Below are 20,166 nucleotides of genomic sequence, written 5' to 3'. Positions count from 1 at the left end.
GACCATGGCACACGCAGCGCAAATCAAGATCCCCGCCACCTATATGCGTGGCGGCACCAGCAAGGGCGTATTTTTCCGCCTCCAGGACCTGCCCGAGTCGGCGCAGGTGCCGGGAGCGGCGCGGGATGCCTTGCTGCTACGGGTGATCGGCAGCCCCGATCCCTACGACAAGCAAATCGACGGCATGGGCGGCGCCACATCGAGCACCAGCAAAACCGTGATCCTCGCCAAAAGCACCCGCGCCGATCATGACGTCGACTATCTGTTTGGCCAGGTCTCCATCGACAAGCCCTTTGTCGACTGGAGTGGCAACTGCGGCAACCTGTCGGCGGCGGTGGGTTCGTTCGCCATCAGCGCCGGGCTGGTCGATGCGGCCCGCGTGCCCCATAGCGGCGTGGCCGTGGTGCGGGTGTGGCAGGCCAATATCGGCAAGACCATCATCGCCCACGTGCCGATCACCGACGGGGCGGTGCAGGAAACCGGCGACTTCGAGCTGGACGGCGTGACCTTCCCGGCGGCCGAAGTGCAGCTGGAATTCATGGACCCGGCGGCGGAAGAAGAGGGCGGCGGCGGCTCGATGTTCCCCACCGGCAACCTGGTCGACGACCTGGAAGTGCCCGGCGTCGGCACCTTCAAGGCCACGCTGATCAACGCCGGCATCCCGACGATTTTCATCAACGCCGAAGACCTCGGCTACACCGGCACCGAGCTGCAAGGCGCGATCAACAGCGACCCCAAGGCCCTGGCGATGTTCGAGACCGTACGGGCCTATGGCGCGTTGCGCATGGGGCTGATCAAGCACCTCGACGAAGCGGCCCAGCGCCAGCACACGCCGAAGGTGGCGTTTGTGGCCAAGCCTGCCGACTACGTAGCGTCCAGTGGCAAGGCGATCAAGGCCGGCGATGTGGATTTGCTGGTGCGCGCCCTCTCCATGGGCAAGTTGCACCACGCGATGATGGGCACGGCGGCGGTGGCGATCGGCACGGCGGCGGCGATTTCGGGGACCTTGGTCAACCTCGCAGCTGGCGGTATTGAACGTAATGCCGTGCGCTTCGGGCATCCCTCCGGCACCTTGCGCGTGGGGGCTGAAGCCACCCAGGTGGACGGTGAGTGGGTGGTGAAGAAAGCCATCATGAGCCGCAGTGCACGGGTGTTGATGGAAGGTTTCGTCCGCGTACCCGGCGACGCCTTCTAAAACCCTGCACAGATCCAATGTGGGAGGAGGCTTTTTGTAGGAGCGAGCTTGCTCGCGAAAAACTCACAGGCGCCGCGTTCATTCAGGAAGCACGCGTTATCGTTGACGTTTTTCGTGAGCAAGCTCGCTCCTACAGGAGGCGATGTGAACTGGCATTAGGGTAAGCCCCTCCCACAGAGGATTTCTATTCCTAAAGGCAGGCATCCAAGATCTGCTTCCAGTAACCGTTAGCCCGAGGATTGACCCCACCCATTTTTGGAGATCTGCCATGAGCACCAACGTCGACCAGAACAACCGCCCCGACTACGACCAGGTTTTGCAGGACATCGCCGACTATGTCCTCAACTACCGGATCGAGTCCCAGGCCGCCTTGGACACCGCCCGCAACTGCCTGATGGACACCCTCGGTTGCGGCCTGCTGGCCCTGCGTTTTCCCGAGTGCACCAAGCACCTGGGGCCGATGGTTGAAGGCACGGTGGTACCGTTTGGCGCGCGGGTGCCGGGCACCTCGTTTCGCCTGGACCCGGTCAAGGCGGCCTGGGACATTGGCTGCATCGTGCGCTGGCTCGACTACAACGACACTTGGCTCGCCGCCGAGTGGGGGCATCCCTCGGATAACCTCGGTGGCATCCTTGCCGTGGCGGATCACCTGTCGCAACAGCGCGTGGCCAATGGCGACGCACCGCTGACCGTGCGCGCGGTGCTGGATGCGATGATCATGGCCCACGAAATCCAGGGTGTGATTGCCCTGGAAAACTCGTTCAACCGTGTCGGCCTCGACCATGTGCTGTTGGTGAAAGTCGCCTCCACGGCGGTCACCGCCCAGCTGATGGGCGCCAACCGCGAACAGCTGCTGTCGGCACTGTCTCACGCCTTCGTCGATGGCCAGGCCTTGCGCACTTACCGGCATGCGCCGAATGCCGGCTCGCGCAAATCCTGGGCGGCGGGGGATGCGTCGAGTCGCGGCGTACGCCTGGCGGACATCGCCCTGCGCGGCGAAATGGGCATCCCCGGTGTGCTGAGCGCGCCGCAATGGGGCTTCTACGACGTGCTGTTCAGCCACACCAACAAAGACCTGGCGCTCAAGCCCGAGGACAAGCGTGCGTTCAGCCTGTCCCAGCCGTATGGCACCTACGTGATGGAAAACGTGCTGTTCAAGATCAGCTTCCCCGCCGAGTTCCACGCGCAGACCGCCTGTGAAGCCGCGGTGACCTTGCATCCGTTGGTCAAGGATCGCCTGCACGACGTCGAGCGCATCGTGATCACCACCCATGAGTCGGCGATTCGCATCATCTCCAAGGTCGGGCCACTGGCCAACGCCGCCGACCGCGACCATTGCCTGCAATACATGACCGCCGTGCCCCTGGCATTCGGCAATCTGGTGGCCGAGCACTACGAGGATGCATTCCACGCCGCTCACCCGATCATTGATCAGTTGCGCGACAAGATGGTCATCGTCGAAGACCCACGCTACAGCCGTGAATACCTGGAAGCCGACAAGCGTTCCATCGCCAATGCCGTGCAGGTGTTCTTCAAGGATGGCTCCAGCACCGAGCAAGTGGCGGTGGAATACCCGATCGGCCATCGCCGTCGTCGAGTGGAGGGCATTGCGTTGCTGGAAGACAAGTTCAAGGCCAACCTGGCCACGCGCTTTACCGCCCAGCGCAGTGCCGAGATATTTGCGTTGTGCACGGACCAGGCGAAGCTCGAGGCCACGCCGGTCAACCGCTTCGTGGACCTGTTCGTCATCTAGCAGGCGCCGCAAAAGCAAAAATGTGGGAGAGGCAAGCCCCTCCCACAGTTGTTGCGTTCACTCAAACCGCAGGATCACCCGGCGGTTGTGCTTGCTCTTCTTCTCGATCTTCTCGCAGAACACCCGGCCGATTTCCTCGGTGTTGAGCACATGGGTACCGCCGCACGGCTGGATATCGATCCCGCCGATTTCAATCACCCGTACCGAGCCCTGGATCACCGGCGGCGCAACCGCCTGGGTGCGGGTGATCTGCAGCAGGGTGGCGTACTCCGAAGCCGGCATCGACAGGGTCTTCACCTCGTGGGCCTGTTCGATCAGCGCATTGAGGTCACGGGTGATGCTGTCCTTGTCGAGGGTCATTTCCGGCAGGTCGAAATCCAGGCGGCCTTTGTCGGCACTGATGCTGCAACCGGTCACCGGTGCGTCGATGAGCGAGCACAGCAGGTGCAGGCAGGTGTGCATTTTCATGTGCTGGTAGCGCCGCTCCCAATCCAGGCCGGCGTCCACCAGCACGCCGGCGATCAACTGCTCCGGGCAGTGTTCCACCTGGTGCCAGATGATCGAACGCAGCACCGGGTCGCGCACCGTGCCGGTCACGTCGACCCGGGTACCGTCCGCCAGGGTCAGGTGGCCGGTATCGCCGGGTTGGCCGCCGCCGGTGGGGTAGAACAGGGTGTGCTCCAGGGCGATGCCGTGTTCGCTGACGGCAATCACCCGGGCGCTGAATGCGTTCTGGTAGGGCGCGCTGTCAAACAGCGCCAGGGTTTCCATGGTGTGCACGGACATGTTCAACCTCCGACGATCAGTGGGCTGGCTTGCAGCAGGTGGCGCACCATCGCGCTCAAGCCAGGGGGGGAGAGCAGGGTGATTTCGAATTCCGGCCCGCAGACTTTCAGGTTCAGCGGCAGGCGCGGCAGGTGGTTGCCGGATTCGAGGCGGTGCAGCCTGAATTGCAGGTGGTGACGTTCCTTCACCGTTGGCTCCAGCATCAGGCCTGGCAACGGATGAAAGTCGGCGTCCAGCACCGTGACCTTGTGGCTGGCATTGACCTCGCCGACCACGTGCAGGCGCTCATCCAGGGCGAAGGCCCCGAGGTAGTTGCTGTGGTCCGATTCATCGTTTTTTTGCAGTTGGATCTGGTTCACCACCTTCACCTTGGTGCCGGCGGGTACGTCCTGGGTGATCACACAGGAGGGGCTGATAAACACGTTGTCGCCGATCAGCACATAGCCCAGCACCCGGGCCCCGGAGCCGACCTCGACGTTGTTGCCCAGGCGCGGATGGCGCTTGCCATCGGGATTGTTGGCGATGCCGCGGGCACCCAGGGTTACGCCGCAGAGGATGTAGCAGTCGTTGCCGATCTCGCAGGTCTCGCCGATTACCGTGCCGTAGCCGTGGTCGAGCACAAAGCGCCGGCCGATACGCGCCGCCGGGTGGATTTCGGCCCCGGACAGGACCTTGCCCTGGTTGCTCAGCTTGAGGGCGATGCGTGAAAACACGCCGTTGGTCTGGTCGGGGAAATTCCACACCAGGTGCGCAAGCCGGTAATAGAGCACCGCCTTGAACGACGCGTAGGACTCCAGGATCAGTTCGCCGCGCCCACGGGATGCCGGGTCGCGATAGGCATAGGCGATCAGGTCTTCGGCCACCGCCTGGGCGGCATTCTGGATCAGCGGCGCGAGGTGCGGCTCCAGCTGTTTCATCTGCATGGGGGTGAGGGTCTTGATGAGCTGGGTGAGCAACTCATCGTGCAACTGTTGCATGTCGATAAAGCCGCCCATGGAGGCATCCCCGCATTCTGGATGGTTGGAAAACCGGTTATTCGAAACTGGGCAGGTAGCTGTCGGCATTGTCGTAGACCAGGGTCAACACCACCGTTTCGGGCGGCAATTCGGGGGCGAGCCTGGCGATGGCCACCATGTTGGCGGCGGAGGACAGGCCCAGGCTGATGGCATCGGTGCGCATGATGCGTTTGATCATGTCGATGCAGTCCTGGCGCGAGACCTTGAGCATGCCGTCGATCACATCCAGGTTGAGGATGCTCGGGATCAGGCCGATCGACAGGCCCTGGATATGATGCGGCGCGTGCTGGTTCTTCAGCAGGTCGCATTCTTCGGGCTCCACGCCCATCACGCGCAGGGCTGGCCAGGCGGCCTTGAGGGTTTCGCCGATACCGGTGATATGGCCGCCGGTGCCGATGCCGCTGACAAAATAATCCACGCGGCGATCACCGAAGGCGCGGAGGATTTCCGGCGCTGTGGTGTCACGATGGGTTTGCGGGTTGGCGCCGTTGCGTTGCTGGTTGAGCATCACGTAGCTGGGGTTTTCCAGCTGCAACTCCATGCATTTTTCACCGTGGGAATTGTTGCCGAGGCGGCTGTCGGAGAGCACCACCTTGGCGCCGTACAGGCGCAGCAGCTTCTGTTTTTCGGGGCTGTAGTTGTCCGGGATCACCAGCAGCACCTTGTAGCCCAGCACGTTGCCGGCCATCACCAGGCCGATACCGGTATTGCCACCGCTGGGTTCGATGATGGTTTGCCCGGAGTCACGGATCAGAACGCCGCGCCGCTCGGCGTCGAGGATCATGCCCAGGGCGATGCGCGCCTTGTGGCTGCCCCCCGGGTTGAGGGATTCGAGCTTGGCGTAGACCTCGATGCCGAGGTCTTCGGAAAACTGCGCCAGGCGGACGATCGGCGTATGGCCGATGGCGTCGAGGATAGAGTTATGCAACATCGGTCAGCCCCCGGGTCAGTACAACGGCATGTCGGGTTCGACGTCGCGAACCCAGTGTTTCATGCCGCCTTGCAGGACTTTGGTGTTGGCGAAACCCGCCGCCAACAGGGTGCTGGCCGCTTGCTCGGCGCGGGTGCCGGCGTAGCAGATCAGGTAATGGGTGTTGTCGCGGCTGAGACGCCCGAGCTGGCCATCCAGCTCGGCCAGGGGGATATGCACCACCCCCGGTAATTTGCACACCTCCAGTTCGCTGGCGTCGCGCACATCCAGCAGGACGTCGGCGCTGCTGGGGTGTTCGAGTACCTGCTTGAGTACGCGCGGCTTGATGTAGCGCTCTTCGGCCAGGGACGGTTGGCTGGGCACGGCGTCCGCACAGACGGCTGGCGCCAGGGTTTCGCTGGGGCGCAGGTCGGAGCAGCACGGGCAGTCGGCACGGCGCTTGAAACGGATTTCGCTGAACTTCATCGCCAGTGCATCGAAGCGCATCAGGCGGCCGGACAGGGGCTCGCCAATGCCGATCAACAGTTTGATCGCCTCGGTGGCCTGGATCATCCCGACTACCCCGGGAAGCACGCCGATCACCCCTCCGGCGCTGCAATTGGGTGCCAGTTCCGCGGGCGGTGCGCTGGGGAACAGGCAGCGGTAGCACGGCCCGCCTTGGTAGTTGAGCACGCTGATCTGCCCGTCGAAGCGGTAGATGGCGCCGTACACCAGGGGTTTGCCCAGTTGCACGCAGGCGTCGTTGACCAGGTAGCGGGTGTCGAAATTGTCGGTGCCGTCGATGACCAGGTCATAGGCGCCCACCAGTTCCAGGGCATTGTCGGCGTTCAGGGCGGTGTCGTGGGCGTTGATCTGGATATGGCGGTTGAGGTCCTGCAAGCGCTGCTTGGCCGAGTCGACCTTGGGCATGCCCAGGGTGCTGTTGCCGTGGACGATCTGGCGTTGCAGGTTGCTGCTTTCCACCACGTCGAAATCCACCAGCCCCAGGGTACCGACGCCGGCCGCTGCCAGGTACAGGCTGATGGGCGAGCCCAGGCCGCCGGTGCCGATAATCAGGACCTTGGCTTTCTTGAGGTTCAACTGGCCTTCGCGGCCGACGCCGGGCAGGGTGATATGGCGCACATAACGTTGCACTTCCTCGTTGCTGAGGCTGTCGACGTCCATACCGCCGGAGGTGGCGAGCAGCACTTCGATGCGGGCTTTTTCCGGCAGCCGGTCATCGGCGCCAATCAGCTCTTCCTCAGCGGTGAACAGGAAGTGTTCCTTGAGCTGGTTGTTCTTTTCGTGAAACAGATGGGCGCGCAACTGCGGGTGGCTGCTGCAGAGGTTTTCAATGACTTCGCGCAATGTCGATCCGGCGCCCTCGAGGGTCGATTCCGGCAGCTTGGCCACGCGAACCAGAATGTCGGGGAAAGAGACAGCGTTCATGGACAACTCCGTGTGCAGGTCGTTGAAGGGGTTAAGGGTGAAATGCTCGCCATCCCAGGCAAACAGTTTTGAACCCAGGGCCTGGCCCTGGCGAACGTCGACCACCAGGTAACTGACGGGGTAGATCGGCTCGCCCATGAACAGGGCCTTGTCCTGGTCTTCATCGCTGAAATAGGCGCCGACATCCGGGTGGGAGTGGTAGATCACCACCACCGGGTTGTCGCTGCGAAACGCCTTGTTCATCAGCAGGGTGTCGGCCACCGAGAAGGTGTAGCCATTGGCCGCGCTGCGCGGGTACATCTCGGGGTTTTTGCGGTGCAGTTCGTTCTGGATGTTGCTGCCCAGGTACACGCTGCCGTCGGCGAAGACAAAGCCGCAGCATTCCTCGGGGTAGCTGCGGCTGGCGTGGGCGTAGATCTGTTCCAGGGCTTTTGGGCGGAGGACGTCCATGTTTCTCTCGCGTTGATGGCGGGTCAATTTTTCTTGGCCAGGAGTTTTTCAATGGGCAACTTGGTGATCGCAAAGCCGGCCAGCAGGATGGCCGAATACAGCATCAGGTCGCGGGAAATCGCCACGCCTTCGTACCAGGCGCCGATGATCACCGCGAACACCGGGAAGATGATGAACACGAACGACAGGATGATCGGGCTCAAGCGCTTGAGCAGCATGAAATACACGATGAACCCACCCACCGAGGCCACCAGCCCCAGGTAGAACAGCGCGCTCCAGGAGCGCAGGGTGATGGCTTCGAAGGTCGGTGTCTCAAACCACAACCCGGCCACGAACAGCATCAGCCCGGCAATGCCGATGGGCAGGGTGTTGTAGGTGATCACGCTGATGGCGCTGCCTTTTTGCTTGGTGATGACGTAGCACAAGGCGTGCATGATCGCGGCCGCCAGGATCGCCAGTACCCCCAGGAACTCGGCGTGGTCCAGGTGCAGGCCCTGGCTCCTGATGATCATGTAGAGGCTGCCGAAGCCGATACCGATGCCGACCACCTGGGAAAAGTAGATGCGCTCGCGCAGGAACAACGCGGAGAAAATCAGGATGAATACCGGCATGCAACTGAACAGCAGGGCGGTAAGACCGGATGACACATGCATCTCGCCGTAGTTGAGCAGGTAGTAGGGCACGCTGAAGTAGGACAGGGTCACGAATACGAAAAACCAGCGACTCTCGCGGGGAAACAGGATGGGCTCGCGGCGCACCTTGGCAAAACACAGGAACAGCGGGAAGGCGATCAGGAAGCGCAGACCGGCGGACGTCAGCGGCGGCACACTCTCCACGGCGATCTTGATCCCCAGCCACGTGGTGCCCCAGCTCAGGCACACGATCAGGAACATCACGCTGGTCACCAGCCCGGCCAGCCACTGCTTTTGCGTTTTGGTTTTGGCGTTGTTTTCGAGAACGGCGGACATTGGCATCGTTTATTGCTTCCCTGAGCCTGAATTGAACTCTATATTGAACTTGTAATGAGTTATGAAATTCGGCGATTGAACCCGTAAAAGCACACTATTAGGGCGAAAGATGGCTGTCAAAACAAATATTGACATGGTGTCAATTATGCGTGAGGGGTTGTCCAACGGGCAGGGCGTGAAGTACAAGCGCCTGTCCGATGTCATGGAACGGGGCATCCTCGAAGGCTTGATTGAGCCGGGACGAAAACTGCCGCCTCATCGGGTGCTTTCCGACAATCTGGGGGTGACCATCGGCACCATCAGCCGGGCCTACGGTGAGCTGGAGCGTCTGGGTTTGGTGGTAGCGCGAGTGGGTGACGGCACTTTCGTCCGCAAGCGTGGGATGGAGCGCCAGCGTGATGAAGGCTTTCGTAACTTCAGCGAGGAGCCGCGCCAGTGCTTCGACATGAGCCGCAACATGCATATCCCGGGTCAGGAAACCACCTTCCTGGCACAGAGCTTCCAAACCCTGTCGACCAACGCCAAGTTCCTCCAGGACATCAGCGCCTACACCCCGGATGCCGGCCTGCCGCGTTATCGCGACGCGGGCGCGCAGTGGCTGGTGCAGCGTGATTTTCATCCGATCCCCGAGCAGGTGATCTGCGTCAACGGCGGCCAGCATGGACTGCTGTGCGCGATGATGGCCCTGCTGCGCGCCGGCGATACGGTGGTCACCGAACAATTGACTTATCCGGGGCTGATCACCGCCGCACGCATGCTGGGTATCCGCCTGATCGGCCTGGAGATGGACGAAGAAGGCGTGCTGCCGAGCGCGCTGGATGAAGTCTGTCGTAATCACCGGGTTTCAGCGCTGTATTGCACGCCGACCATCCAGAACCCGACCACGGCGGTGTTATCCGTGGCGCGCCGCGAAGCCTTGGTGAAGGTGTGCCGGGAACATAATCTGCTGATTCTTGAGGACGAAGCCCACGGCGTATTGGTTGAAGACCGTCCACCGCCCCTCAGCCATTTCGCCCCCGAACGTACGATTTTGATCAGCAGCCTGAGCAAGGCCGTGTCTGCCGGGCTGCGTGTGGGCTATGTGCATGCGCCCCCGGCGCTGGTCAGCCGTATCTCGGCGGCCTTGCGCTCCACCTGCTGGATGGCCACGCCGGTGACCCTGGAACTGGCGACGCAGTGGATCGAAAACGGCACGGCGGAATACCTGCTGCGCCAACAGATCAACGAGATCAGCCGCCGCAAGACCCTGGTGCAGGACTTGTTGGCCGGCCTGGCGTACCGCACCCACCTGAACAGCCCGCACTTCTGGATCGAAGTGCCGGAGCCCTGGCGCGCGTCGGAAATCGAGGCGGAGCTCAAGCAGAATAATTACCTGATCGCCACCGCCGAGGCGTTTGCCGTAGGGCAGACGGCGGTGCCGCAGTTCATTCGGGCGAGTATCTGCAATACCTCGGGCGATGATCAGTTGTTGCGGGCGGGGTTTGATGCATTGGCGACGGCGTTGGGGCAAGGGGGAGGGCGGTTTCACCTATAGCGAGTGGACGTCGATGCTGTGAGCAGGCTCGTTGTGAGCGGGCTTGTCGAATCGTCGCACCGCCCGCGCTGGGCTGCGAAGCAGCCCCAATCAAGATAAATGCGGTGTGTCAGCCAGTTCTCGGTGACTGGTTTAGGGCTGCTGCGCAGCCCAGCGCGGGGCAAGCCCGCTCGCCACAGTAAAACAGTGTCTCAAGGCATTATTTGAAGCGCCGCTCCACACCTTTTTCCACCAGAATCTTCGCCGAAATCTCTTCCACCGAAAAATGCGTGGAATTGATGTGCGCAATATTCTCGCGACGGAACAGATTTTCTACTTCGCGCACTTCGAACTCGCACTGGGCATAACTGGAGTAGCGGCTGTTGGGCTTGCGCTCGTTGCGGATGGCGGTGAGACGGTCCGGGTCGATGGTCAGGCCGAACAGCTTGTGCGAATGGGCGCGCAGCGCGGCGGGCAGCGTCAGGTGCTCCATGTCGTCTTCGGTCAGCGGGTAGTTGGCCGCACGGATGCCGAACTGCATGGCCATGTACAGGCAGGTGGGCGTTTTGCCGCAGCGCGACACGCCGACCAGGATCAGGTCGGCCTTGTCGTAGTAGTGGGTGCGGGCGCCGTCGTCGTTGTCGAGGGCGAAGTTCACCGCCTCGATACGCTCCATATAATTGGAGTTATGCCCAATGGAATGGGACTTTCCGACCGAATAGGAGGAGTGTTCGCTCAATTCCTGCTCCAGCGGCGCCAGGAACGTCGAGAAAATGTCGATCATGAAACCATTCGACGTTGCGAGAATCTCACGGATGTCTTGATTGACGATGGTGTCGAAAATGATCGGCCGAAAGCCGTCTTTTTCAGCCGCCAGATTGATTTGTTGTACCATGGCCCGCGCTTTATCCACGCTGTCGATATAGGGCCGCGTGAATTTGGCGAAGGTATTGTTTTCGAACTGCGCGAGCAGGCTCTGACCCAGGGTTTCGGCGGTAATGCCGGTGCCGTCGGAGATAAAGAAAGCAGATCGTTTCATTTGAGCCCTGGGCCTTAAGCTGATGACGAATCTTGGATATGATAGGCGCGATTTTGCCGTCCCATAGTGGGCCGCATTCTCACTTATTTTCCAGGTCCAGGCCACAAACGCAGGTAATCGCTCCTACGAGCAGCCGGCGTCCTGAGCTTTTCCAACACAGTTAGTGGAGAGATCACCTTGGTAGAGTACGTAGTTTCCCTCGATAAGCTCGGCGTCCATGATGTAGAGCACGTAGGGGGCAAGAACGCATCCCTCGGCGAGATGATCAGTAATCTTGCAGGCGCAGGTGTGTCGGTGCCGGGTGGTTTCGCCACCACGGCCCAGGCCTACCGCGATTTCCTCGAACTGAGCGGCCTCAACGCTCAGATCCACGCCGCGCTGGATGCCCTGGACGTCGATGACGTCAACGCCCTGGCCAAAACCGGCGCCCAGATCCGCCAATGGATCATGGAAGCCGAGTTCCCCGAGAAGCTCAACGAAGAAATCCGCACCGCCTTCGCCACCCTGTCGGCCGGCAACCCGGACATGGCCGTCGCCGTGCGCTCCTCGGCCACCGCCGAAGACCTGCCTGACGCCTCCTTCGCCGGCCAGCAAGAGACTTTCCTTAACATCCGCGGCGTGGAAAACGTGATCCGCGCCGCCAAGGAAGTGTTTGCCTCGCTGTTCAACGACCGCGCCATTTCCTACCGTGTGCACCAGGGTTTCGACCACAAGCTGGTGGCCCTGTCTGCCGGTGTGCAGCGCATGGTGCGTTCGGAAACCGGCACCGCCGGCGTGATGTTCACCCTCGACACCGAGTCGGGCTTCCGTGACGTGGTGTTTATCACCGGCGCCTACGGCCTGGGCGAAACCGTTGTACAAGGCGCGGTCAACCCCGACGAATTCTACGTGCACAAGCACACCCTTGAAGCCGGCCGTCCGGCCATCCTGCGCCGCAACCTGGGCAGCAAGGCCATCAAGATGATCTACGGCGACGAGGCCAAGGCCGGTCGTTCGGTGAAAACCGTGGACGTCGACAAGGCCGAGCGCGCGCGCTTCTGCCTGAGCGACGCGGAAGTCAGCGAGTTGGCCAAGCAAGCGATGATCATCGAAAAGCACTACAAGTGCCCGATGGACATCGAATGGGCCAAGGACGGTGATGACGGCAAGCTGTACATCGTGCAGGCCCGCCCGGAAACCGTGAAGAGCCGTACCTCGGCCAACGTCATGGAACGCTACCTGCTGAAAGAAACCGGCACCGTGCTGGTGGAAGGCCGTGCCATCGGCCAGCGCATCGGCGCCGGCAAGGTGCGGATCATCAAGGATGTGTCCGAGATGGACAAAGTCCAGCCTGGCGACGTACTGGTTTCCGACATGACCGACCCGGACTGGGAACCGGTGATGAAGCGTGCCAGCGCTATCGTGACCAACCGTGGCGGGCGTACCTGCCATGCGGCGATCATCGCCCGTGAGCTGGGGATTCCTGCGGTGGTCGGTTGCGGCAACGCCACCCAACTGCTCAAGGACGGCCAGGGCGTGACCGTGTCCTGTGCCGAAGGCGACACCGGCTTCATCTTTGAAGGCGAGCTGGGCTTCGACATCAAGCAAAACTCCATCGACGCCATGCCCGACCTGCCGTTCAAGATCATGATGAACGTCGGCAACCCGGACCGTGCCTTCGACTTCGCGCAGTTGCCGAATGCCGGTGTGGGCCTGGCCCGCCTGGAGTTCATCATCAACCGCATGATCGGCGTGCACCCCAAGGCCCTGTTGAACTACGACGGCCTGCCGCTGGACATCAAGGAAAGCGTGGACAAGCGCATCGCCGGCTACGACGACCCGGTGGGCTTCTACGTCGAGAAGCTGGTGGAAGGCATCAGCACCCTGGCGGCGGCGTTCTACCCGAAAAAGGTCATCGTGCGCCTGTCGGACTTCAAGTCCAACGAATACGCCAACCTGATCGGCGGCAAGCTCTACGAGCCCGAAGAAGAAAACCCGATGCTGGGCTTCCGTGGCGCCTCGCGCTACATCAGCGAAGCGTTCCGTGACTGCTTCGAGCTTGAATGCCGCGCCCTCAAGCGTGTGCGCAACGAGATGGGCCTGACCAACGTCGAGATCATGGTGCCGTTCGTGCGCACCCTGGGCGAAGCGAGCCAGGTCGTCGACCTGCTGGCCGAAAATGGCCTGTCCCGCGGCGAAAACGGCCTGCGCGTGATCATGATGTGCGAACTGCCGTCCAACGCCATCCTCGCCGAAGAGTTCCTGGAGTTCTTCGACGGTTTCTCCATCGGTTCCAACGACCTGACCCAGCTCACCCTGGGCCTGGACCGCGATTCCGGGATCATCGCCCACCTGTTCGACGAGCGTAACCCTGCGGTCAAGAAGCTGCTGGCCAATGCCATCCAGGCGTGCAACAAGGCCGGCAAGTACATCGGTATCTGCGGCCAGGGCCCTTCCGATCACCCGGACCTGGCCAAATGGCTGATGGAGCAGGGTATCGAAAGCGTCTCGCTGAACCCTGACTCCGTGCTGGAAACCTGGTTCTTCCTGGCGGAAGGCCAAGCGTCCGCCTGAGGTCGCCATGTCAAAAGTGCCGGTCCCCCGTCAGGGTGACCGGCATTCTTATCTGTACAGGGCGGAATCCTTGCGGACGTCGCCCTTTTTTGTGCAAGAGCATTATGCAAAGCAGCAGCAACCTGTTTCCTGTCGCCCTGATCAGCGCTGAGCGTCGTGGCGACCTGAGTGAAGACGTGTATCGCCTCAAGCCCGGTAACAGCCCCGACGGTACCGTCGAGCTGGCGGTGACCCGTTTGGGCCTGGCCGATGTCCCGGAAAACCGGGGCATCCCGGTTATTTTGTTGCACGGCAGTTTTTCCAACCGGCGTTTCTGGTATTCGCCCAAGGGGATCGGCCTGGGCGCCTACCTGGCCCGCCAGGGGTTCGATGTGTGGATCCCGGAAATGCGCGGTCATGGGCTGTCCCGGCGCAACCAGGACTACGCCAGCAACCGCGTCGCCGACTATGCGCGTTACGATCTGCCGGCCATTGGTGCCTTTGTGCGTGAGCAAAGTGCGCAGATTCCCCATTGGATGGGTCATTCTCTCGGCGCTACAACCCTGGCGGCGGCCCTGGGTGGGCAGTACCTTGGCGCGCCGGCAGTGGCCTCGGTGGCACTGTTTGGCTGTCAGGTCAGTCGCAGCCACTGGCCATTGAAACTTCCTCCAGTGGAGTGGACCGGCCGTCTGCTGTTGAAGCGCTTCGGCGCAGTGTCCGGCTCGCGGCTCAAGCGGGGCCCGGAGGACGAACCGGCCGGCGTGCTGATCGAAGCCATGCGCTGGAATGGCCTGTTCGGTCGCTTTGGCGAGGGTAAGCGCGATTGGTGGAAAGGCCTGGCGGACGTCGATGTGCCGCTGCTGGCCGTCAGCGCGGCGGGCGACCGGCAGGATCCGGACTGGGCGTGCCGTAAGCTGTTCGAGCAGATCGGCTCCGAGCACCGTCAGTACCTGTGCCTGGGGCGCCAGCAAGGGTTTAGCGGTGATTTCGGACATGTGGAAATGCTCGTCAGCAAGGCCGCCCAGGCCGAGGTCTGGCCGCTGGTTGAGCAATGGTTGAACGACCCGCTGACACCTTTATTGGCTGCCAAGCCCGAGGCATTGGTCGTAGTTTGACCCAGGGCTCTGCCAAGGGCGTTTCGCTCGTGTGTGGTTGCGGCTAATATATGACGCGTTAAACGCTTCTGGTCATATTCAGTCGCGCAGTGGTTATTGCGTTGCGATGAAGCGAATGGGATGTTGCGCACCGGCTCCGGCTGGTGCTTCTTTCGAAAGACACTTCTTTGGCGGAAAGGAATTTTTCAATGAACCATTACGTGACCCCCGACCTGTGCGACGCCTACCCGGACCTGGTGCAGGTAGTCGAGCCGATGTTCAGCAACTTCGGCGGCCGAGATTCCTTCGGCGGCGAGATTGTCACCATCAAATGTTTCGAAGATAACTCCCTCGTCAAGGAGCAGGCCGACCAGCCGGGCGCCGGCAAGGTGCTGGTGGTCGACGGTGGTGGTTCCCTGCGCCGCGCGCTGCTGGGCGACATGGTCGCCGAGAAAGCCGCGAAGAACGGTTGGGAAGGGTTGGTGATCTATGGCTGCATCCGTGACGTCGATGTGATCGCCCAGACCGACCTTGGGGTACAGGCGCTGGCCAGTCATCCGATGAAAACCGATAAGCGCGGCATCGGCGACCTGAACGTCGTGGTGACATTTGCGGGTGTGACGTTCCGCCCGGGTGAGTACATCTACGCCGACAATAATGGCGTGATCGTCTCGCCAAGCCCGCTGCAGATGCCTGAATAAACCGCAATAACCGACAGGGGTGAGGATGTTCGAGGAAGAAAACGCGCAGTGGGGGCTGGTGCATGCCCTGGTGCTGGACGGTAAAGGCGGTGCGCGTTCGATTGCCCGGACTGAGCTCGACGACTTGCAACTGCAGCCCCAGGAAAGCCTGTGGCTGCACTGGGATCGCAGCCATCCCCAGACCCAGACCTGGCTGCGCAAATCCAGTGGCTTGAGCGAATTCGCCTGTGACCTGCTGCTGGAGGAGAACACCCGCCCACGCCTGTTGCCGCTGCCGGATGCCGAGTTGCTGCTGTTCCTGCGCGGGGTCAACCTCAACCCGGGGGCCGAGCCGGAAGACATGGTCTCGGTACGTATCTTCGCTGCCGCCAGCCGCGTGATCTCCCTGCGTCTGCGCCCGTTGCGCGCCACCGATGAACTGCTGGTGCAGTTGGCGGATGGCAAGGGGCCGAAAACCGCTTCGGAGCTCATCCTTTATATGGCGCAGTACCTGACCAACAAGGTCCAGGATCTGGTCACGGATTTGTCGGAAAACGTCGATGCGGAGGAAGAAAAACTCGATACCGACGAACGGTATACACCTGAACATGGCAGTGTTTTGCAGATCCGTCGCCGAGCGGCCGGGCTCAAGCGTTTCCTGTCGCCGCAGCGGGATATTTTTGCCCAGCTCACGCGGATAAAATTGCCGTGGTTCTGTGACGACGATGCCGACTACTGGAACGAATTGAACAACAGCCTGACCCGCTACCTGGAAGAGCTCGAATTGACCCGGGAGCGCGTGGGGCTTGTGCTTGAGGCCGAAGACCGGCGCTTGAGCGTGCGCATGAACCGCACCATGTACCGCTTCGGGATCATCACGGGAATCTTCCTGCCGATGAGTTTCCTGACCGGTTTGCTGGGTATAAATGTGGGGGGGATACCGTTCTCCGCCAGTCCCTACGGATTCGTGATTGCATGCCTGTTGATGGTCTCGGTGGCACTCGGACAATGGTGGCTGTTTCGACGATTGCGCTGGGTTTGAGCTGAATATGACCTGAACGTAGGAAGGGGCCTATGTGACCCCAGGAATTTTACCCTCGTCTTTTAAAACACTTGCGAGAGGTCTTTATGCACGATCCGTTCGAACAGTCTTTGCGTGACATGCTCAATGCCTCGCCGTCCAACCGTGACGACGATGCCTGCCTGGGCCGCGTATTGAAAACCGCTAACCGCCAGGTGGGCGCGGGTGACCTGTTCGGTCTGCTCGGCCGCTGGATGCCGGCGTTGATGATGGCCCTGAACAACGGTTCGGCCCACGTGTCGCCGGTTTCCCGTCGTAAACCCCTTGCTCGCACTGCTGATAAGGCTGATTGAATATGGAACTTGATCTCTGGACCCAGAGCCTGGTCACCGCGATGACCGCATTGTGGACCAAGGTGGCGAATTTCATCCCCAACCTGTTTGGTGCCCTGGTCCTGGTGTTGCTGGGCTTTGTCGTGGCCAAGCTGCTCGACACCCTGCTGTCCAAATTGCTCGCGAAACTGGGTCTTGACCGCCTGATGGCCGGCACTGGCCTGACCAAGCTGCTGGGCCGCGCCGGGTTGCAGGTGCCGATCTCCACGTTGATCGGCAAGATCGTCTATTGGTTTGTTTTGCTGATTTTTCTGGTTTCTGCGGCGCAATCCCTTGGACTTGAGCGAGTTTCAGCTACGCTCGACATGCTGGCGCTGTATTTGCCGAAGGTTTTCGGCGGCGCGCTGGTGCTTCTCGTAGGCGTTTTGCTTGCTCAACTGGCCAATGGGCTGGTGCGCGGCGCCGCTGAAGGTGTGGGGTTGGATTATGCCGCTGGCCTGGGGCGTATCGCCCAGGGGTTGGTGATCATCATCAGTATTTCGGTCGCGATCAGCCAGTTGGAGGTCAAGACTGACCTGCTCAACCACGTGATCGTCATCGTTTTGATTACCGTTGGTCTGGCCGTTGCGCTGGCCATGGGCTTGGGAAGCCGGGAAATTGCCGGCCAGATTCTCGCGGGAATCTATGTGCGTGAGTTGTATCAGGTTGGGCAACAGGTGCGTGTGGGCGAGGTCGAAGGGCAAATCGAGGAGATCGGCACAGTCAAGACGACGGTGCTGACCGATGACGGCGACCTGGTGTCGCTGTCCAATCGGATTCTCCTCGAGCAGCAGGTCAGTAGCCGCTAACCCGGTAAACCCTGCTAATGTACGCCGCCGCAAGCCCGGCTGACCGGGCTGTAGCGGACATTGACCTGACTGTCGGCACGACTTGTTTTGAATAAAGCCCAAACGCTGTCCACGCGCTATGACCCCCGTGAGCTCTCTGATGAGGAGTTGGTCGCGCGCGCACACACGGAGCTGTTTCACGTAACTCGCGCGTATGAAGAATTGATGCGCAGATATCAACGCACTCTGTTCAACGTTTGTTCAAGGTATTTAGGGAACGATAGAGATGCGGATGATGTCTGTCAGGAAGTGATGCTCAAGGTGCTGTACGGCCTGAAGAACTTCGAGGGCAAATCGAAGTTCAAGACGTGGCTGTACAGCATCACCTACAACGAGTGCATCACGCAGTATCGGAAGGAACGGCGAAAGCGTCGCTTGATGGACGCCTTGAGTCTGGACCCCCTTGAGGAGGCGTCTGAAGAAAAGGCGCCGGCACCCGAGGAGAAGGGCGGACTTGATCGCTGGCTGGTGTATGTGAACCCGATTGACCGGGAAATTCTGGTGCTACGATTTGTCGCAGAGCTGGAGTTCCAGGAAATCGCTGACATCATGCACATGGGTTTGAGTGCTACAAAAATGCGTTACAAGCGTGCTCTAGATAAATTACGTGAGAAATTTGCGGGCGAGACTGAAACTTAGTGCGTGGCAAATATCTCTTACGTGTAGGCAAGTTCTGTTAGACTTGTCGCCGAGTTGTCCCCCGGTTTGTGGGACTGCTTTACAATCACCAGATGGGGATTTAACGGATGAAACTGAAAAACACCTTGGGCTTGGCCATTGGTTCTCTTATTGCCGCTACTTCTTTCGGCGTTCTGGCACAAGGCCAAGGCGCAGTTGAAGGCGAGCTGTTCTACAAGAAGCAGTACAACGATAGCGTCAAGCACATCGAAGACGGCTTCAATCCTGGCGCTCGCATCGGTTACTTCCTGACCGACGACCTGTCCTTGAACCTGTCCTACGACAAGACCAACCACACCCGTTCGAACGACGGTACTGGTAACCAGAAGATCAAAGGCGATACCGGCAGCCTGGTTGCCCAGTATCACTTCGGTCAAGCTGGCGTAGACAGCCTGCGTCCATACGTAGAAGGCGGCTTCGGTCACCAGAGCCGTACCAACGTCCAGGCTGACGGCCACAGCGGTCGCGACCAAACTACCTTCGCTACCGTTGGTACTGGTGTGAAGTACTACTTCACCAACAACCTGTACGCTCGTGCCGGTGTTGAAGCTGACTACGGTCTGGACAACGGCAAGTGGGACTACTCCGCACTGGTTGGCCTGGGCGTGAACTTCGGCGGTAACGCTGGCGCAGCTGCTCCAGCTCCTACCCCAGCACCAGCTCCAGAGCCAACTCCAGAGCCAGAAGCTCCAGTTGCCCAGGTTGTTCGTGTTGAGCTGGACGTTAAGTTCGACTTCGACAAGGCCGTTGTTAAGCCTAACAGCTACGGCGACGTGAAAAACCTGGCCGACTTCATGGCTCAGTACCCAGCTACCAACGTAGAAGTTGCTGGTCACACTGACTCCGTAGGTCCAGACGCCTACAACCAGAAGCTGTCCCAGCGTCGTGCTGACGCTGTTAAGCAAGTCCTGGTTAAAGACGGCGTGGCTCCTAGCCGTGTAACTGCTGTAGGTTATGGCGAATCCCGCCCAGTTGCTGACAACGCAACTGAAGCTGGTCGTGCTGTTAACCGTCGCGTAGAAGCGTCGGTTGAAGCTACCGCTCAGTAATTACTGAGATGTAGAAGAAACCCGGCCTCGGCCGGGTTTTTTTTGCTTGGTATTTGCCTCAGGCGCTGACTGCGGCAGCGACATAAGCCGTCTGCTCGGCGGCCGCAACATGGCCGATCACCAGAATCGCCGGGCTCTTCAAGGCAAATGCCTGTGCGTCTTCGTGCATCCGCGACAGCTCACTGCGGCATTCGCGCTGTTGGGGCAAGGAGGCGTTTTCGATCATTGCCACCGGCATATCTGCCGCCATCCCGCCTTCGAGCAATTGCTGGCGAATCTCCTCCAGCTTGGCCACTCCCATATACACCACCAATGTCGTCCCGCCCTCGGCCAATGCGCGCCAATTAAGGCTGCTGTCGTCCTGGGTATGGGCCGTGACCAGGGTCACACCGCGGCTGACGCCACGCAACGTCAGTGGAATCGCGCAATTCGTTGCCCCCGCCAGCCCGGCGGTGATCCCGTTGACCAACTCTACCTCGACGCCGCGTTCGCGCAGCCACACGGCTTCTTCGCCACCGCGGCCGAAAATGCACGGGTCACCCCCTTTCAGCCGCACTACGCACTTGCCTTGGCGGGCGTAACGCAGCATCAGGCGGTGGATAAAGTCCTGCGGGGTCGAGCGGCAGCCGCCGCGTTTGCCGACCGTGATCACCCGTGCCTCCGCGCAGTGCTCCAGCACTGCGGGGTTGACCAGGTCATCGATCAGTACCACATCGGCTTCGTGCAGGGCCCGTACAGCCTTGAGGGTCAACAGCTCCGGATCGCCAGGGCCCGCGCCCACCAGCCAGACTTTTGCGTTCATGGGTTTTTCCTC

Annotated in this window: 18 protein-coding genes; 11 read left to right on the top strand and 7 right to left on the bottom strand. The window is 60.9% G+C overall.

The genetic code is table 11. The features are described 5' to 3' along the window. The first annotated feature begins 4 nt into the window (after nt 1–4). Together prpF and prpD are read left to right on the top strand one after the other, a co-directional pair. On the top strand, nt 5–1,195 hold the full coding sequence (gene prpF, locus BFQ01_RS07300; protein ID WP_065924824.1) for a 2-methylaconitate cis-trans isomerase PrpF: 1,191 nt from the start codon (nt 5–7) through the stop codon (nt 1,193–1,195). Between the two features lie 268 nt (nt 1,196–1,463). Beyond that, a complete protein-coding gene (gene prpD / locus BFQ01_RS07295) occupies nt 1,464–2,948 on the top strand; it encodes a 2-methylcitrate dehydratase (protein WP_065924786.1) in 1,485 nt (494 codons plus the stop codon). A 57-nt stretch (nt 2,949–3,005) separates the two neighbouring features. Here the strand turns inward: prpD and BFQ01_RS07290 are convergent, their stop codons facing one another. The 5 genes from BFQ01_RS07290 to BFQ01_RS07270 are packed head-to-tail and all read right to left on the bottom strand — an operon-like array spanning nt 3,006 to nt 8,476. Continuing rightward, complete coding sequence (locus BFQ01_RS07290; RefSeq protein ID WP_027603675.1) at nt 3,006–3,734, bottom strand: alanyl-tRNA editing protein; 729 nt, start codon at nt 3,732–3,734, stop codon at nt 3,006–3,008. A 2-nt stretch (nt 3,735–3,736) separates the two neighbouring features. After that, on the bottom strand, nt 3,737–4,729 hold the full coding sequence (locus BFQ01_RS07285) for a serine O-acetyltransferase (RefSeq protein ID WP_065924785.1): 993 nt from the start codon (nt 4,727–4,729) through the stop codon (nt 3,737–3,739). 37 nt (nt 4,730–4,766) lie between these two features. Continuing rightward, nucleotides 4,767–5,681 carry a PLP-dependent cysteine synthase family protein gene (locus BFQ01_RS07280; RefSeq protein ID WP_065924784.1) on the bottom strand — a complete coding sequence of 305 codons (915 nt, stop codon included), beginning with the start codon at nt 5,679–5,681 and terminating at the stop codon, nt 4,767–4,769. Between the two features lie 15 nt (nt 5,682–5,696). Beyond that, nucleotides 5,697–7,559: a molybdopterin-synthase adenylyltransferase MoeB gene (gene moeB / locus BFQ01_RS07275; RefSeq protein WP_065924783.1), complete on the bottom strand. Its 1,863-nt coding sequence runs from the start codon at nt 7,557–7,559 to the stop codon at nt 5,697–5,699. Nucleotides 7,560–7,582: 23 nt separating this feature from the next. Continuing rightward, nucleotides 7,583–8,476 (bottom strand): DMT family transporter, encoded by an 894-nt coding sequence (locus BFQ01_RS07270; protein WP_161985727.1) that lies wholly within the window; start codon nt 8,474–8,476, stop codon nt 7,583–7,585. Between the two features lie 160 nt (nt 8,477–8,636). Between BFQ01_RS07270 and BFQ01_RS07265 the strand changes: the two genes are divergently transcribed. Beyond that, the gene (locus BFQ01_RS07265; protein WP_065924781.1) at nt 8,637–10,061 is read left to right on the top strand and encodes an aminotransferase-like domain-containing protein; all 1,425 of its coding nucleotides are present in this window, start codon (nt 8,637–8,639) and stop codon (nt 10,059–10,061) included. Nucleotides 10,062–10,260: 199 nt separating this feature from the next. Here BFQ01_RS07265 and BFQ01_RS07260 read toward each other — a convergent pair whose 3' ends face one another. Then, nucleotides 10,261–11,079: a posphoenolpyruvate synthetase regulatory kinase/phosphorylase PpsR gene (locus tag BFQ01_RS07260; protein ID WP_027603681.1), complete on the bottom strand. Its 819-nt coding sequence runs from the start codon at nt 11,077–11,079 to the stop codon at nt 10,261–10,263. Nucleotides 11,080–11,256: 177 nt separating this feature from the next. On the opposite strand from BFQ01_RS07260, the gene ppsA reads away from it, so the two are divergent. The 8 genes from ppsA to BFQ01_RS07220 all read left to right on the top strand — a co-directional run bounded on the left by ppsA (nt 11,257) and on the right by BFQ01_RS07220 (nt 19,352). Beyond that, the gene (gene ppsA, locus BFQ01_RS07255) at nt 11,257–13,632 is read left to right on the top strand and encodes a phosphoenolpyruvate synthase (protein ID WP_065924780.1); all 2,376 of its coding nucleotides are present in this window, start codon (nt 11,257–11,259) and stop codon (nt 13,630–13,632) included. Between the two features lie 104 nt (nt 13,633–13,736). Beyond that, nucleotides 13,737–14,726 (top strand): alpha/beta fold hydrolase, encoded by a 990-nt coding sequence (locus BFQ01_RS07250; protein WP_065924779.1) that lies wholly within the window; start codon nt 13,737–13,739, stop codon nt 14,724–14,726. 188 nt (nt 14,727–14,914) lie between these two features. Then, a complete protein-coding gene (gene rraA / locus BFQ01_RS07245) occupies nt 14,915–15,406 on the top strand; it encodes a ribonuclease E activity regulator RraA (RefSeq protein ID WP_065924778.1) in 492 nt (163 codons plus the stop codon). Between the two features lie 25 nt (nt 15,407–15,431). After that, nucleotides 15,432–16,427 carry a zinc transporter ZntB gene (locus BFQ01_RS07240; protein ID WP_065924777.1) on the top strand — a complete coding sequence of 332 codons (996 nt, stop codon included), beginning with the start codon at nt 15,432–15,434 and terminating at the stop codon, nt 16,425–16,427. Nucleotides 16,428–16,513: 86 nt separating this feature from the next. Further along, a complete protein-coding gene (locus BFQ01_RS07235; protein ID WP_015885347.1) occupies nt 16,514–16,759 on the top strand; it encodes a hypothetical protein in 246 nt (81 codons plus the stop codon). Between the two features lie 2 nt (nt 16,760–16,761). Continuing rightward, on the top strand, nt 16,762–17,586 hold the full coding sequence (locus tag BFQ01_RS07230; RefSeq protein ID WP_003175519.1) for a mechanosensitive ion channel family protein: 825 nt from the start codon (nt 16,762–16,764) through the stop codon (nt 17,584–17,586). An 87-nt stretch (nt 17,587–17,673) separates the two neighbouring features. After that, nucleotides 17,674–18,264, top strand: a complete 591-nt coding sequence (gene sigX / locus BFQ01_RS07225) for an RNA polymerase sigma factor SigX (RefSeq protein ID WP_003175518.1) — start codon at nt 17,674–17,676, stop codon at nt 18,262–18,264. Between the two features lie 107 nt (nt 18,265–18,371). Further along, nucleotides 18,372–19,352 carry an OmpA family protein gene (locus tag BFQ01_RS07220; RefSeq protein ID WP_065873888.1) on the top strand — a complete coding sequence of 327 codons (981 nt, stop codon included), beginning with the start codon at nt 18,372–18,374 and terminating at the stop codon, nt 19,350–19,352. Nucleotides 19,353–19,410: 58 nt separating this feature from the next. Here the strand turns inward: BFQ01_RS07220 and cobA are convergent, their stop codons facing one another. Further along, complete coding sequence (cobA, locus tag BFQ01_RS07215; protein ID WP_065924776.1) at nt 19,411–20,154, bottom strand: uroporphyrinogen-III C-methyltransferase; 744 nt, start codon at nt 20,152–20,154, stop codon at nt 19,411–19,413. Between the last annotated feature and the right edge of the window lie 12 nt (nt 20,155–20,166).

The organism is Pseudomonas sp. 8 R 14, from assembly GCF_900005955.1.
Taxonomy (GTDB): Bacteria; Pseudomonadota; Gammaproteobacteria; order Pseudomonadales; family Pseudomonadaceae; genus Aquipseudomonas; species Aquipseudomonas marginalis.
The sequence above is the reverse complement of the archived record's forward strand: the minus strand, read 5'-3'. Positions and strand labels throughout refer to the sequence as shown.